Annotated in this window: 15 protein-coding genes; 2 read left to right on the top strand and 13 right to left on the bottom strand. The window is 59.1% G+C overall.

All coding sequences use genetic code 11. The features are described from left to right. Positions 1 to 6: 6 nt before the first annotated feature. The 4 genes from ACR8BN_RS09950 to ACR8BN_RS09935 form a co-directional block, all read right to left on the bottom strand. Entirely contained in the window at positions 7 to 1,311 is a 1,305-nt protein-coding gene (locus ACR8BN_RS09950; RefSeq protein ID WP_039386697.1) for an MFS transporter, read from the bottom strand. A 326-nt stretch (positions 1,312 to 1,637) separates the two neighbouring features. Then, a complete protein-coding gene (locus ACR8BN_RS09945) occupies positions 1,638 to 2,348 on the bottom strand; it encodes an ArsR/SmtB family transcription factor (RefSeq protein ID WP_069026258.1) in 711 nt (236 codons plus the stop codon). Further along, a complete protein-coding gene (locus ACR8BN_RS09940) occupies positions 2,326 to 2,736 on the bottom strand; it encodes an amino acid-binding protein (protein ID WP_039386689.1) in 411 nt (136 codons plus the stop codon). Before ACR8BN_RS09940 ends, ACR8BN_RS09945 begins: the two co-directional genes overlap by 23 nt. 1 nt (position 2,737) lies before the next feature. Then, the gene (locus tag ACR8BN_RS09935; RefSeq protein WP_193585520.1) at positions 2,738 to 3,052 is read right to left on the bottom strand and encodes an antibiotic biosynthesis monooxygenase family protein; all 315 of its coding nucleotides are present in this window, start codon (positions 3,050 to 3,052) and stop codon (positions 2,738 to 2,740) included. 127 nt (positions 3,053 to 3,179) lie between these two features. Between ACR8BN_RS09935 and ACR8BN_RS09930 the strand changes: the two genes are divergently transcribed. Continuing rightward, positions 3,180 to 4,073 (top strand): dihydrodipicolinate synthase family protein, encoded by an 894-nt coding sequence (locus ACR8BN_RS09930; RefSeq protein WP_434746877.1) that lies wholly within the window; start codon positions 3,180 to 3,182, stop codon positions 4,071 to 4,073. Between the two features lie 19 nt (positions 4,074 to 4,092). Here the strand turns inward: ACR8BN_RS09930 and ACR8BN_RS09925 are convergent, their stop codons facing one another. The 3 genes from ACR8BN_RS09925 to ACR8BN_RS09915 form a co-directional block, all read right to left on the bottom strand. Further along, the gene (locus ACR8BN_RS09925) at positions 4,093 to 4,587 is read right to left on the bottom strand and encodes an AAA family ATPase (RefSeq protein ID WP_109650339.1); all 495 of its coding nucleotides are present in this window, start codon (positions 4,585 to 4,587) and stop codon (positions 4,093 to 4,095) included. 322 nt (positions 4,588 to 4,909) lie between these two features. After that, on the bottom strand, positions 4,910 to 5,149 hold the full coding sequence (locus ACR8BN_RS09920) for a hypothetical protein (protein ID WP_010245020.1): 240 nt from the start codon (positions 5,147 to 5,149) through the stop codon (positions 4,910 to 4,912). A 265-nt stretch (positions 5,150 to 5,414) separates the two neighbouring features. Then, a complete protein-coding gene (locus ACR8BN_RS09915; protein ID WP_010245017.1) occupies positions 5,415 to 5,744 on the bottom strand; it encodes a cupin domain-containing protein in 330 nt (109 codons plus the stop codon). Positions 5,745 to 5,883: 139 nt separating this feature from the next. On the opposite strand from ACR8BN_RS09915, the gene ACR8BN_RS09910 reads away from it, so the two are divergent. After that, positions 5,884 to 6,522, top strand: a complete 639-nt coding sequence (locus tag ACR8BN_RS09910; protein ID WP_003853539.1) for an RpiB/LacA/LacB family sugar-phosphate isomerase — start codon at positions 5,884 to 5,886, stop codon at positions 6,520 to 6,522. Between the two features lie 70 nt (positions 6,523 to 6,592). Here ACR8BN_RS09910 and ACR8BN_RS09905 read toward each other — a convergent pair whose 3' ends face one another. From ACR8BN_RS09905 to ACR8BN_RS09880, 6 genes are all read right to left on the bottom strand, one after another. Continuing rightward, positions 6,593 to 7,357 carry an ABC transporter ATP-binding protein gene (locus ACR8BN_RS09905; protein ID WP_010245009.1) on the bottom strand — a complete coding sequence of 255 codons (765 nt, stop codon included), beginning with the start codon at positions 7,355 to 7,357 and terminating at the stop codon, positions 6,593 to 6,595. A 9-nt stretch (positions 7,358 to 7,366) separates the two neighbouring features. Next, positions 7,367 to 8,233, bottom strand: coding sequence for an ABC transporter ATP-binding protein (locus ACR8BN_RS09900; protein WP_434746876.1), 867 nt, complete (start codon positions 8,231 to 8,233; stop codon positions 7,367 to 7,369). Continuing rightward, a complete protein-coding gene (locus ACR8BN_RS09895; protein WP_039386673.1) occupies positions 8,205 to 9,110 on the bottom strand; it encodes an ABC transporter permease in 906 nt (301 codons plus the stop codon). Before ACR8BN_RS09895 ends, ACR8BN_RS09900 begins: the two co-directional genes overlap by 29 nt. Continuing rightward, the gene (locus tag ACR8BN_RS09890) at positions 9,107 to 10,138 is read right to left on the bottom strand and encodes an ABC transporter permease (protein WP_010245000.1); all 1,032 of its coding nucleotides are present in this window, start codon (positions 10,136 to 10,138) and stop codon (positions 9,107 to 9,109) included. Before ACR8BN_RS09890 ends, ACR8BN_RS09895 begins: the two co-directional genes overlap by 4 nt. Next, on the bottom strand, positions 10,135 to 11,766 hold the full coding sequence (locus ACR8BN_RS09885; protein ID WP_434746875.1) for an ABC transporter substrate-binding protein: 1,632 nt from the start codon (positions 11,764 to 11,766) through the stop codon (positions 10,135 to 10,137). Before ACR8BN_RS09885 ends, ACR8BN_RS09890 begins: the two co-directional genes overlap by 4 nt. Before the next feature lie 123 nt (positions 11,767 to 11,889). After that, the gene (locus tag ACR8BN_RS09880; protein WP_434746874.1) at positions 11,890 to 13,044 is read right to left on the bottom strand and encodes a mandelate racemase family protein; all 1,155 of its coding nucleotides are present in this window, start codon (positions 13,042 to 13,044) and stop codon (positions 11,890 to 11,892) included. Between the last annotated feature and the right edge of the window lie 58 nt (positions 13,045 to 13,102).

The following is a 13,102-nucleotide window of genomic DNA, read 5'->3' as shown; positions in this document are numbered from 1 at the left end:
CATTCCTCAGCTAACGGTTTCATGGACAGGCGATACGGCACTGCGGGTGCGACGATAGAGATAAAGTGTTGCCCCCAGGGCGCAGACTGCGGCAAAACTCATCCAGTAGCCTGGCGAAGCTTTATCGCCGGTCAGCTCTATCAGGCCGGTTGACATCACAGGGGTAAAGCCACCAAACAGCGCAGTTGCCAGGCTATAGGCCAGCGAGAAGCCCGCCACACGCACTTCCGCTGGCATAATTTCGGTCAGCGCCGGGATCATCGCGCCGTTGTAGAGACCATAGATCATTGACAGCCACAGCAGCACGCCCAGCATCATCGAGAAGCCCGGTGCTGCGGCCAGCATGCTCAGGGCCGGATAGGTGGTGACAATCGCCAGCAGGGTCATGGCAACCAGCACAGGCTTACGGCCAAAACGATCGGAGATCGCGCCGCCAATCGGCAGCCAGATAAAGTTCGATACCGCTACCAGCAACGTCACCAGCAGGCTGTCAGAGGCGCTGAGCAGCAGGACTTTCTTGCCAAAGGTCGGCGCGTAAACCGTAATCAGGTAAAACGCAGTCGTGGTCATTGCTACCATCAGCATCCCGGCAATCACCACCTGCCAGTTGGCGAGCAGGATGCGGAACACCTGCTTCACATCGGGATGGCTGCGACGGTTGTTGAATTCCTGGGTCTCTTCCAGCTTGCGACGCAGCAGGAAGATAAACGGCACAATCAGGCAGCCAAACAGGAACGGAATGCGCCAGCCCCATTCACGGATGGCGCTCTCTTCCAGCACCGCGTTGAGGATAAAGCCCATCGCCGCCGCCACCATAATCGCGACCTGCTGACTACCCGACTGCCAGCTGGTGTAGAAGCCCTTGCGGCCCGGTGTGGCGATCTCTGCCAGATAGACCGACACGCCGCCCAGCTCTGCACCGGCGGAGAAGCCCTGCAGCAACCGACCGATCAGCACCAGCAGCGGCGCCCACAGACCAATACTCTGGTAAGAGGGGATCAGCACGATCATAAAGGTGCCGGCCGCCATGATGGAGAGCGTAACGATCAGCCCTTTACGACGGCCAACCTTATCGATGTACGCCCCCAGCACTACCGCGCCAATCGGGCGCATCAGGAACCCTGCGCCAAACACGGCAAAGGTCATCATCAGTGAGGCGAACTCACTGCTGGCCGGGAAAAAGGTATGGGCGATATAGGTGGCATAGAAACCGAACAGGAAGAAGTCGAACTGTTCGAGAAAGTTGCCTGAGGTAACACGGAATATTGCGCCAATCCTGGCGCGGTGAGTCATGGGTGAGGTTGTCTGCATCAGTAACTCCAGTAAGGTATGACGCTTTTTGCCGCGCCTGTCACTGAAGAGTGGATCAGCGCCCGGCGCTAAATAAGTGCAAAAAGGGCATCGATTAATGTGCCAGCCGCAAGATTGCCAGGCGTTATCACTTAAAGTGATTTTTATTCAAAGGGTTAAGTGGAGAGATGATTTTTTTGTGCCTGTTAGTGGGTCTGAGAGGAGTTTGCGGAAATGTGACAGATTTCATAAGCGTGTTGCAGGTGAACAGGCGGAATCTGGCTTGTCTGAGGCCATCAGCGCAGAGTCTGGCGGCAAAAAGGGTTCAGTACGCAGGCAGCAAGGCGTCAGGGAAAGGTTATGCCAAAAATCTGACGTAAATGTTGGACGCCCGCCACGGTAAACACCACTTCACGGTAGCCAGGCTGCCGGGTTAGCCAGCCTTGCGTTTCAAAGGCACTCAGCAGCGCTGCACCCGCGTAGCCGCCGAGATGGAACCGGCGCTCACTCCAGTCGAGACAGCCACAGCAGGCTCTGCGGCGTCCGGGCTGCGACAGATCAATCTGCAACGCCGCAAACTGCTGCAGACCCAACAGGGTGACAGCGCTGCCTTCCGGCGTGATCCAGCCCTGTTGCGCCATTACGGCATAAATCTGCACCGCAATATCACCGGCCAGATGGTCGTAACAGGTGCGGGCGGTGCGAAGCGATGTTGGGGTGGTGCTCACCGGCGCGGCAATCCGTCGCCACGATACGCCCATCATGTTCTCAATCAGCGCAGCGATGTCACTGCCGGTCAGTCGGTAATAACGGTGACGCCCCTGCGCCACGCAGACGATCAAGCCGCTGTTGATCAACCGGTTCAGATGGGCGCTGGCGGTTGAGGGCGCCACGTCGGTGACGGCACTGAGTTCGGTGGCGGTCCAGGCGCGTCCATCCATCAGCGCGGACAGCATCTTCACCCGTGACGCATCGGCCATTGCGGCGGCGACGCCCACAATCGCATTCTCAAGTGCTTCGCTATCGTCAGGTGCGTTATGCGGTTGTGGTGTTGCCATCAGATAAGCGTGCCCATTCTGTGGTCAGCCCGGCGGCTGATCGATTGTTATCGGTGATCAGGATCAGCTGGTTAGCGTGATCGCTGTATTGCACCAGTATGTTGATTCCGGCATCGGCAAGGCGTGCAGTGATCGCCCCCAGCTCGCCGGGACGCTTTTGCGGTAACCTGCGTATAAGCGGGACGTTAACCGCCTCGACGGCGATACCCCCGGCTTCCAGCACGGCCCGCGCCCGTTCGCCTTCCTCGACCAGAAAATGAGCGTGGCTCTGTTCACCAAAGGAGAACAGGCCGCCGCCTTCCAGTCCAATCCCATGACGGCCCAGCAGCGTGGTGAGCCGGGAAAGTGTGCCTGGACTATTTTGCAGGATGACATGAATATCGAACATGTTAATTTACTCCCTGTTGTGAGGCATATTCTCTGACCAGCGTGACGATGCGAAGACGGTAACCGGCAAAAAGGGTCTCGCGGCCTTCACGCTGTGCGGCCTGGTGACAGAGGTTGCGCTTCCAGGCCAGCACCGATTCTTCATCACGCCACCAGGAGAGCGAGAGAATTTTTTTCTCATCGGTCAGGCTTTGAAAGCGCTCAAGAGAGATAAACCCGCTGTTTTGCATCAGCAGCGGTTTAAGGTCGGCAGCCAGTTGCAGGTAACGCACCTGGTGTTCGGGTCGGGCTTCGGCTTCAAATAGTACGGCAATCATCGCTATCCTCCTTTGGGTGATATAGCGCAAAAATAGCGGGCGGGGCGAGTTGATGCTTCGGCCGGTAACGAAATATGGCTGCAGGGGCGACCTCAGGCCGGTGCAATCTCGTAATGGAGCAGATGATATGTTCAGCGGACTCAGTGCGTTCCCCCTTACTCCCTTTGCGGCAGGCAAGCCCGATGAGGCGGCTTTTTTGCGGCTGCTGCGCAGGCTGACTGATGCAAAAGTCGATTCCCTTGGCGTGCTGGGGTCCACCGGCAGCTACGCCTATCTCACCCGCGCGCAGCGCAGGCGCATCGCAGAACTGGCGGTGGAACATGCAGAGTCGATTCCGGTGATGATCTGCATTGGTGCGGTGGGCACTGACGAGGTGCTGGCGCTGGCGGAGGACGCGCAGCAGGCGGGCGCGGCCGCCTTACTGCTGCCGCCGCTGGGTTATCAGGCGTTGAATGAAGATGAGGTGTTCACGCTTTTCGAGACCGTGACGCGACACGCCTCGGTGCCAACCTGTATCTATGACAACCCCGGCACCACCCATTTTACGTTTTCCGATGCGCTGCTGAGCCGGATCGCCACACTTTCCGGTGTCGGGTCAGTGAAAATTCCTGGGGTACCGGCAGATCAATCTGCGGCTAACGATCGCCTCGCTCAACTGCGCGGCACGCTGCCAGATGCCGTGTCGATTGGCGTCAGTGGCGATGCCTCAGCCGCCAACGGGCTGATTGCGGGCTGTGATGGCTGGTATTCGGTGTGCGGCGGGCTGTTTCCGCGCGTCGCAAAAGCGATGACCGAAGCGGCGGCCGCAGGTGACCATCAGAGCGTCAGAGCGCAGTCCGATCGCCTGCAGCCGTTATGGGCGCTGTTCCGCCAGCATGGCGGCAGTTTCCGGGTGATCAGCGCCGCGGCGGGGCTGCTGGGACTGACCGAACGCGACTGTCTGCCGCGCCCGCTGTTACCGCTCTCTGCGGCGGACTGCCAGCTGATTGCTGACGTGCTCGCGGCACTCGACCTCTCTTAAGATCCCGCGCCAGAAGGCATTAACCGTGGCGCACCAGGTTAAAGCCTTCTTCCTCCTGCGGTGCTTCGAAATAGCGGGTAATCAGCGCGAACTGCTCGTCCGTTGCGGCAAAGGCGTGTTCGCCGTCCTGATTTCGGGCGTGCAGACGCGATTTACACAGCGCATCCGGTACGTCCAGATAATGCAGGCGATGGTCGGCAGAGGATGCCTTAATCACCGACATCATCCAGTCTCGATTCGCCCGGGTGTTGGCAGGAAAATCGAGCACCACCGACACGCCTGCGTTAAGCAGCGCGACCAGATGAGGCGTCATCGCCTTTCTGAGTTTTGCTGCATGGCGCACGTAATCGGCCACTGACTGCATCTCGTCCTTATAGAGTGCGGCGAGCCACTGATCCTCGCTGATCACCACGCAACCGGGGGCGGCGCTCAGCTCCGCCGCCAGCGTCGATTTCCCGGAGGCAATTTTTCCACACAGCAGATGCAGCGTGGCGGGGGCAAAGGTCATGGTCATATCACTCCTGTGTCAGCCTGATAGTGAACCGCGCGCATTACGCGAAGGGAAGGTAAAGCGATTCTCGCCGAAGCGGGATTCAGGCTAACAAAACAGGGGAGAGATAAGCAATGAGAGGCATAAAGTTGCTGGTGAGTAAAACCCGGATTTACCGCGCGTAACAGTCTCTGCTGCTGCGGGCGTTACTGCATTCAGAAAAAACCGCGGCTTTCGCTGGGCACGTTGACACGCCTGAACGGGGAAGTGCGCTCAGGCGTAGCGTGGGATATCAGATACGCTTTCAGAAAGGGGTGAATCTGCGCTGAACAGCTGGCAACTGGCTTCATTTTTGTGCCATCAGCAACGTCAACAGTTCGCGGCAGCATGCCTCTTCTTCTGCACTGTCTGCGGATGCCAGATGGCGCAGCAGTTCCATACAGCTTTTTTCCTTGCCCGCTTCCAGTAACTCTTCGATCAGAAAGTTGAGTTTGTCCTGTTCAGACACGGCAAAGGATGAACTAAACTCATTTTTGACCGGGCCACTGTGATTCACCGGCAACGTGAGGGTGTTTTGCATTGGCATAGTATTGTCCTGTTTCGGGTTAAAAAATGTTCGGCGGTTGCTATTAAACTTATACAACGATTCGGAATTTGTACAGAAATCTGCCCGATTGATTTTCAGGGCGAAGCTAAGCGCAGCGCGGTTGCGGCGTAAATGTCAGCTAATCATTAAGTTAGCGGAAGATGGAATTTCAGAAAAATTATGCGGGCCTGAAGCAGGATACGGAGGCGGGGAAATCAGGTCAGTCATGCGTCAGTTCAACAGGCGGCCCACCGGGCCGCATGCATTATTTAGCGGTCAGGAAATCTTCGCGCTGCGGTGTAAACGTATCCAGTAAGGTGCCCGCCTCAAGACAGACACAGCCATGAACCACATTGGGCGCTTTATAGAGCGTATCTCCTGCGCCCACCTCACGCGTTTCACCATTGATGGTGAAGGCAAAACGTCCGCTCAGCACATAGGTCAGCTGCTCGTGGGGATGGTGATGCAGCGGGCCGACAGCCTCTTTCTCAAAAATCACTTCTACCGCCATCATGGTGCCGCCGTACGCCAGCACGCGGCGGGTCACGCCGTTGCCCAGATCTTCCAGTGGTCGCTCTTTATGGTAGATAAACATCGCAATCCTCCTGCGGTTGCCCCTGCTGCGGTGACCGTTTTGTGATGGATCTCACAGCGCTCGGGTGAATTAGTTTATGCACTTTAGTGGTTTTTCACTAAAATGAAACGGTGTTTCAATTAATTTATAAGGGTAGATCATGAAAATCGCGTTAATGATGGAAAACAGCCAGGCCGCTAAAAACGTTACCGTGCTGAAAGAACTGGAAGGCGTCGCACAGCCACTGGGCCATCAGGTCTTCAACGTCGGTATGAGCGATGAGCAGGATCACCACCTGACCTATATTCACCTCGGCATTCAGGCCAGCGTGTTGCTCAACAGCCAGGCCGTAGATTTCGTGGTCGCGGGCTGCGGCACCGGGCAGGGCGCGCTGATGTCGCTTAACATCCATCCGGGCGTCGTCTGCGGCTACTGTATCGATCCGGCGGATGCCTACCTGTTTGCCCAGATCAACAACGGTAATGCCTTATCTCTGCCGTTCGCCAAAGGCTTTGGCTGGGGCGCTGAACTTAACCTGCGCTTTATCTTTGAAAAAGCCTTCACCGGCGAGAAGGGCAATGGTTATCCCCCAGAGCGTAAAGAGCCGCAGGTGCGTAACGCCGGTCTGCTGAATCAGGTTAAAGCTGCCGTGATTAAAGAGAACTACCTCGACACGCTGCGCGCCATCGATCCTGAACTGGTGCGTACTGCCGTTAGTGGCCCACGCTTCCAGCAGTGTCTGTTTGAGCATGGCAAAAATCAGGAAATCGTCGCTTTTGTGCGTCAGCTGACCCACTAACGCATCCGGGGTCATAAGGCCGGTCTGACCGGCCTTTTTTTATTCTCTCTTTCCCGACGTCAGCTGAACGTCAGCTCTGCTGCGCCAGCGCCGGGTTGTAATGACGACTCGCCTCTACCAGCATCCGCGTGTAGGGCATCGCGGCGCGGTCGGCCACCAGCGTCGGCACATCCAGCGTCTCCAGTACCTTGCCCTGTTGCATAACCGCCACGCGATGGCAGAGGTGCGCCACCACGCCGAGATCGTGCGTCACCATCAGATAGGTCAGATTCTCCTGCTGCTGCAGATCGCTGAGCAGATTGAGGATCTCCGCCTGCACCGAAACATCCAGGGCGGAGGTCGGTTCATCCAGCAGCAGCACGCGCGGCTCTAAAATCAGCGCCCGGGCAATCGCCACGCGCTGACGCTGACCACCAGAAAGCTGGTGCGGATAACGCGTCTGCCAGGCGCGATTCAGCCCGACCTTATCCAGCATCGCCACGACGCGCTGCTGGCGCTGCCCGATACCCTGAATCTGTAATGGCTCTTCAAGGATATCGCCCAGCGTATGACGCGGATGCAGCGAGCCATAAGGGTCCTGAAACACCATCTGCACCTGACGGCAGCGCGCCCGATCGATGCGGTGCGCCAGCGGCTGGCCATCAATGGTCAGTTCTCCCTGCCAGTGATTAAACAGGCCCGCCAGACACTTCAGCACCGTGGTTTTGCCCGAGCCTGACTCACCGACCAGCCCGAAGATTTCACCCTGTTTAACCTGCAGGCTGACGTCGAACAGCACCTGATTACGGCGACCCTCTTCACCAAAACTCAGGTTGAGATTTTTCACCTCAATCATCGTAACTCCTTAGTCAGTTAACCAGCTGGCGTGACGTTGTAACACTGGCAGGCGCGTGCGCCGCCGATCAAGGTCGGGCAGTGCTGCCAGCAGTCCCTGAGTGTAGGGATGCTGCGCGTGGTCAAGTTCGCTGGCGGCCAGCGACTCCACCACGCGCCCGGCGTACATCACCAGCACCCGATCGCAGAAGCTGCGCACCAGATTGATATCGTGACTGATAAAAATCAGTCCCAGACCGCGCGCTTTCACCAGATCATCCAGCAGCGCCAGCACCTGCATGCGAACCGAGACATCCAGCGCAGAGGTGGGCTCATCGGCAATCACCAGTTCCGGCTCGGTGATCAGCATCATGGCGATCATCACGCGCTGCCCCTGGCCGCCGGAAATCTCATGGGGATAGAGCTGATATACCCGTTCAGGATCGCGGATCTGCACCTCCTCCAGCATCGCCAGCGCCCGCTGACGTGCCGCCGATTTCTGGCCGCGATGGTGACTGCGCCAGGCTTCGGCAATCTGCTCGCCAACCCGGATCACCGGATTCAGCGAATATTTCGGGTCCTGCATAATCATTGAGATGCGTTTGCCTCGAATGGCGCGCATCTCTGCCGGGGTGGCGTGCAACAGGTCGATATCGCCAAACTGCATCCGGCTCGCCTCAATGCGCGCCTTAGCCGGATGCAGCTGCAGCAGGGCGCGACCCACGGTCGATTTACCGGAGCCGGACTCACCGACAATCGCCAGCTTCTCCTGACCGAGCTGAAAGGAGACGCCACGCACCGCCGGCGTAATCTGGCGTCCGTTAACAAAGTTCACGTGCAAATCGCGCACGTCGAGCAACGGCGAGGCGTTACTCACTGCGGGGATCGAGCAGGTCACGTAGGCCATCTCCTAAAAAGTTAAATGCCAGGCTGTTAATCAGGATCGCCAGCCCGGGCACGGTCACCACCCACCAGCACTCCAGCATGTAGGTGCGGCCACTGGCGATCATCGCGCCCCATTCCGGATCCGGCGGCTGCGCGCCCAGCCCGAGAAACCCCAGCCCGGCGGCGGTGAGGATAATGCCCGCCATGTTCATGGTGATGCGGATAATCACCGACGGCAGGCAGAGCGGAATAATGTGCTTCCAGAGCACCCGCAGCGGCGACGCGCCCTGTAAGCGCACCGCCGAGATAAAGTCCGCCTGACGCAGCGACAGCGTTTCAGCGCGGGCCAGACGGGCAATGGGTGGCCAGGCGGTGAGCGTAATCGCGATCACCACATGCTCCAGTCCTGGCCCCAGCGCGGCAACAAAGGCCAGCGCCAGTACCAGGCTCGGGAAGGAGATAAAGATATCGGTGACACGCATCAGCACGCCGTCGACTTTGCCGCCAAAATAACCGGCGGTGACGCCCAGCAGCAGGCCCAGTGGCCCCACGGTGACCGACACCAGCAGCACGATGTAGAGCGTGATGCGTGCGCCCCACACCAGACGACTGAAGATATCCCGGCCAAACTCGTCGGTGCCGAACCAGTGGGCCGCGCCGGGGGGCGTCAGCGCATTATTCAGATCCTGAACCAGCGGGTGATACGGCGCGATCCAGGGTGCGAAAAGTGCCACGATGCAGAGCAGCAGCACAATGCCACCACCAATTGCGGTCAGGGGATTACAGGCCATGCGCCAGAGGAAATGGCCGCAGCGGGCAGCAAAACGCTGACAGCGCACCAGCCGCTCACGGGAATGACTCACAGACGCAGCGTCAAAAGAGATCGTCATACTTTGGTCCTCGGATCGAACACCTGATAGAGCAGGTCGGAGATCAGGTTAAGCAGCACAAAAATCAGACCCACCACCAGCACACAGCCCATCACCGCATTCATATCGCCCAGCATCAGGCTGCCGGTGAGGTAGGAGCCAAAGCCGGGCCAGGAGAAGACGGTTTCAATCAGCACTGCGCCCTCCAGCAGCGAGCCATAGGCCAGCGCCACCACGGTCAGCAGCTGCACCAGGATATTGCGGAAGGCGTGCTGCCAGATCACCTGCCATTCAGTCAGGCCTTTGACCCGCGCGGTCAGAATGAACTCCTGCGACAGCTGCGCGAGCATAAAGCTGCGCGTCATGCGGCTGATATAGGCCATGGAGTGAAAGCCGAGCAGCGAGGCGGGCAGCACCAGATGATTCAGCGCATTCCAGAACACCTGACTGTTGCCCGCCAGCAGGGCGTCAATCAGCATAAAGCCGGTGCGACGTGGCACGATGCCATCCAGGCTGAAGTCCACCCGACCTGCGCCGCCAACCCAGCCGAGATGGGCATAGAACAGCAGCAGGCCAATCATGCCGACCCAGAAGATTGGGGTGGAGTAACCGGCCAGGCTGAGCATCCGCACCACATAGTCGATGACGCTGTTGCGACGCGCCGCCGCCAGCACACCCAGCGGCACGCCCAGTCCTGCGCCAATCACAATCGCCAGCGTGGCCAGCTCTACGGTTGCCGGAAAGACGCGCACAATGTCATGCACCACCGGCTGACCGGTGAGCAGCGCATGGCCGAGATCGCCATGCAGCAGCGCGTTAAGGTAGATGCCAAACTGCACCCACAGCGGTTTATCAAAGCCGAGCTGGTGATAAACCTGCTGATAGGTGGCCTGATCGGCGTCGGGGCCGACAATCGCCAGCACCGGATCCAGCGGCATCACCCGGCCAATAAAAAAGGTCAGCAGCAGCAGGCCGAACAGGGTTATCACTACCTGCACCGCGCGATGGCTGATGCGGCGGCACTGAGTTCGGGTCAGGGTCAGGATCATAGGGTGCCTCCCGCTTTGGCTTCAGGGGTTTTCCAGACATCGCGGAGGAAGGTGGTCGCTGAGGGATGCGGCTGATAAGCCTGCACCCGGTTGCTGACCACCACGGAGTCGAGCATTTGTGAAATCGGCATCAGTGCAGGCACCAGCTGGTCATAGCGCTGCTGGATGGCGTAATAGGCCTGCTGCTGGCGGGTTTTGTCGCGCTCCACCAGCGCCTGATCGATCATGGTGTTGAGCTGCGCGTCATAGAAACCGGTGCGCCAGCCCTGGAAGTTGGTCAGCCGGGCGCTGTCAGCATTATTCGGGTTATAGACCAGCGCGCGCAGGCTGGAGTGGGGATGCGGCTCCACGCCGCTGCCACCGCGCCCGACCAGCAGACTGAACTGGCGATCGCGCATCGCGCCATAGATCTGGTTACCGGTGCCGGTGATGATTTTTGCGCGGATCCCGCCCTGGAGCAGCGTGGACTGCACCGCGATGGCGATATTCAGAAATGGCTGATCGGCCAGCACCCGCAGCGTGGTGTCGAAGCCGTCCGGATAACCCGCTTCAGCCAGCAGTGCGCGGGCGCGCGGCACATCGAGCCGGTAACCGGGATCGGGCAGCGTGGCGGGCATGCCAGCCTGAATCGGGCGCTGATGCAGCTCGCCATAGCCGGTCATCAGGCTTTTATTGATGCCCTGATAATCGACCAAATAGCGTACCGCCTCCCGCACTTTGATATTGTCGAAGTGCGGATCTTTCATGCTCATCGCCAGGTAGTAGATTGTTCCTTTTCTTACCGCATCAATGGTGAGGTCGGGGTCGTGCCGCAGGGCGCGCACGTCGGGGATCGCCATGTTACTGGCGATATCCAGATCGCCTTTCTCCATCATCAGCCGCAGGGTCTGCGACTCCTGCAGATGGCGGAATACCACCCGCGACATCTTCGCCTCGCCGCGCCAGTAATCGGTCGCACGGCTCATGCGCAGCACATCTTTTGCCTGCCATACATCCAGCCTGAACGGGCCGGAGCCCGCTTCATGGGTGGTGAGCCAGCGGTTGCCCCAGTCGCCATCCACCTCATGCTGCTGCACGGTTTTGCTGTCCAGCACCACCATGCTGCCCAGCGCCGCCAGCGAGTAGATCACCAGTTGCGGATCGTTAGGCTTCGGCAGGGTGATCACCAGCGTGCGGTCGTCGGGCGCGGTAATCATCTGGTCTACATTGTCGCGGCTGAAGCCGTACGATTTCCACACCGACGCCTGCGCGAGGTTCAGATGCAGCACCCGCCGCATCGACCAGACCGCATCGGCGCTGGTGAGCGGATTGCCGGAGTGAAACCTGACGTTGTCGCGCAGGTGAAAAGTCAGGGTGCGGTTATCCGGACTGACTGACCAGCGTTCCGCCAGCGCCGGGCGCACCTCGGTGAGTTGCTGCGGGTTCAGCTCGACCAGTCCGTCATAGAGATTTACTACAATGCCGACCACTTCGTTGCCGGTCATAGCGGCCGGATCCAGGGTGAGCAGGTTATTCATATTCATGCCGACGATCAGCTGGTCATCCGGGGTCTTTGCCTGGATTGACGCGCTGCCCGTCAGCACCAGCAGCGTGATCAGCCACGCGCCACATCGTTGTGTCAGGGTCATAGGTTAAGTCCAGCAGGTCAGAGGTTTTCCCGTTTACGACTCTGCCTGCTGCTGACCACCGGGATGGCAGGCAGCAGGCGGGCGACGGGGTTATTATTGTTTGCCGTACTTCGGTAGTGCGATTTACCAGCGGTTCAGCGTGTGCGTCTCAATCCAGCTGAAGTTAATATCCTCACCCAGCCCGCTACGGGTGGGCAGGGTGACAAATCCCTGATCGTCCATCGGATCGATCAGGCTGTTGAGGTAGGCGGGCGGTGTTTCATAATCCAGGAAGGGATGCAGCAGGCCGCGCTCATACCAGCGGCAGTTACGGATCGCCCCGACCACCGCCAGGCTGGCCGCACCGTTGCCGTGCACTTCGCAATCCATGCCAAAGGCTTCAGCCAGGTTCGCCACTTTCAGGGTGGGCGAGATGCCGCCTACGCCGTTGGCACCGGCCCGCAGAATGTCGCAGGCTCCGGCACGCACCCAGTCGGCGCGGCTGTGATGTTTACCGCCCAGGCTCTCCGGGCCAAGCACGTCAATAGAGAGGTTTTCCGCCAGCCAGGCGTAAGAGGCCATGCTCTCTTCCTCCATCGGCTCCTCGAACCAGGCGAAATTAAGCTTTTCCAGCGCCTTGCCGATGGTCAGCGCGTCACTGCGGCTGTACCAGTGATAGCCGTCCAGCATCAGCGCGATATCGGGTCCCACCGCTTCACGCACCGCCGCGCAGGCTTTGATATCCATCGCCGGGCTGGGTGCGAAGGAGACCGGCGGCATCCAGGTGTGAAGCTTGATCGCCTGATACCCGCGCGCCACCAGCTTTTCCGCGAACTGCGCATACTCATCCGGCGTTGATAATCCACCGCTCAGCTCGTCACCACACATGGTGCTGCCGTAAGCCGGGATCTTCTCGCGATAGCCGCCCAGCAGTTTGTGGACAGGCTGTTTCAGCTTCCGTCCAATCATATCCCACAATGCCTGCTCCACAGCGGAGAGCGCCCGCTCGGTGAGCTGATGGGCGCTGCCGCGCTGCCAGTGCACCAGATCCTGCCACAGACGCTCCCGGTCAAAGGCGTTCTGACCGATCAGCACTTTGCGGAAAAAGGCATTAACCACATGGGATCGCACCACTTCCGGCGGCGCAAAGGCGTAACCACAGTCGCCTTCCTCGCTGGTCAGGGTCAGTAGCGCCATCTGCGCATCATTTTCCGGGCCAGGGTGGGAGTGTCCGGCGCTGTCGGCGCAGCGTTGGGTGGGATAGGTAAAAAGGGTGACATCAATGGCGCTGATCTTCACGGTTAAGCTCCTGTGGCAGTCTGTCCTGATGAATTATTAAAACGCTGTTTCATTTTTA

It is taken from the genome of Pantoea sp. Lu_F5_004 (genome assembly GCF_051136245.1).
Lineage (GTDB): Bacteria > Pseudomonadota > Gammaproteobacteria > Enterobacterales > Enterobacteriaceae > Pantoea > Pantoea agglomerans.
This window is presented reverse-complemented; position numbering and strand designations above follow the sequence as displayed.

Bases quoted from the DNA above. Each gene is read 5' to 3' on its own strand.
- ACR8BN_RS09950 (WP_039386697.1), bottom strand. From the start codon at position 1,311: ATGCAGACAACCTCACCCATGACTCACCGCGCCAGGATTGGCGCAATA.
- ACR8BN_RS09945 (WP_069026258.1), bottom strand. From the start codon at position 2,348: ATGGCAACACCACAACCGCATAACGCACCTGACGATAGCGAAGCACTT.
- ACR8BN_RS09940 (WP_039386689.1), bottom strand. From the start codon at position 2,736: ATGTTCGATATTCATGTCATCCTGCAAAATAGTCCAGGCACACTTTCC.
- ACR8BN_RS09935 (WP_193585520.1), bottom strand. From the start codon at position 3,052: ATGATTGCCGTACTATTTGAAGCCGAAGCCCGACCCGAACACCAGGTG.
- ACR8BN_RS09930 (WP_434746877.1), top strand. From the start codon at position 3,180: ATGTTCAGCGGACTCAGTGCGTTCCCCCTTACTCCCTTTGCGGCAGGC.
- ACR8BN_RS09925 (WP_109650339.1), bottom strand. From the start codon at position 4,587: ATGACCATGACCTTTGCCCCCGCCACGCTGCATCTGCTGTGTGGAAAA.
- ACR8BN_RS09920 (WP_010245020.1), bottom strand. From the start codon at position 5,149: ATGCCAATGCAAAACACCCTCACGTTGCCGGTGAATCACAGTGGCCCG.
- ACR8BN_RS09915 (WP_010245017.1), bottom strand. From the start codon at position 5,744: ATGTTTATCTACCATAAAGAGCGACCACTGGAAGATCTGGGCAACGGC.
- ACR8BN_RS09910 (WP_003853539.1), top strand. From the start codon at position 5,884: ATGAAAATCGCGTTAATGATGGAAAACAGCCAGGCCGCTAAAAACGTT.
- ACR8BN_RS09905 (WP_010245009.1), bottom strand. From the start codon at position 7,357: ATGATTGAGGTGAAAAATCTCAACCTGAGTTTTGGTGAAGAGGGTCGC.
- ACR8BN_RS09895 (WP_039386673.1), bottom strand. From the start codon at position 9,110: ATGACGATCTCTTTTGACGCTGCGTCTGTGAGTCATTCCCGTGAGCGG.
- ACR8BN_RS09890 (WP_010245000.1), bottom strand. From the start codon at position 10,138: ATGATCCTGACCCTGACCCGAACTCAGTGCCGCCGCATCAGCCATCGC.
- ACR8BN_RS09885 (WP_434746875.1), bottom strand. From the start codon at position 11,766: ATGACCCTGACACAACGATGTGGCGCGTGGCTGATCACGCTGCTGGTG.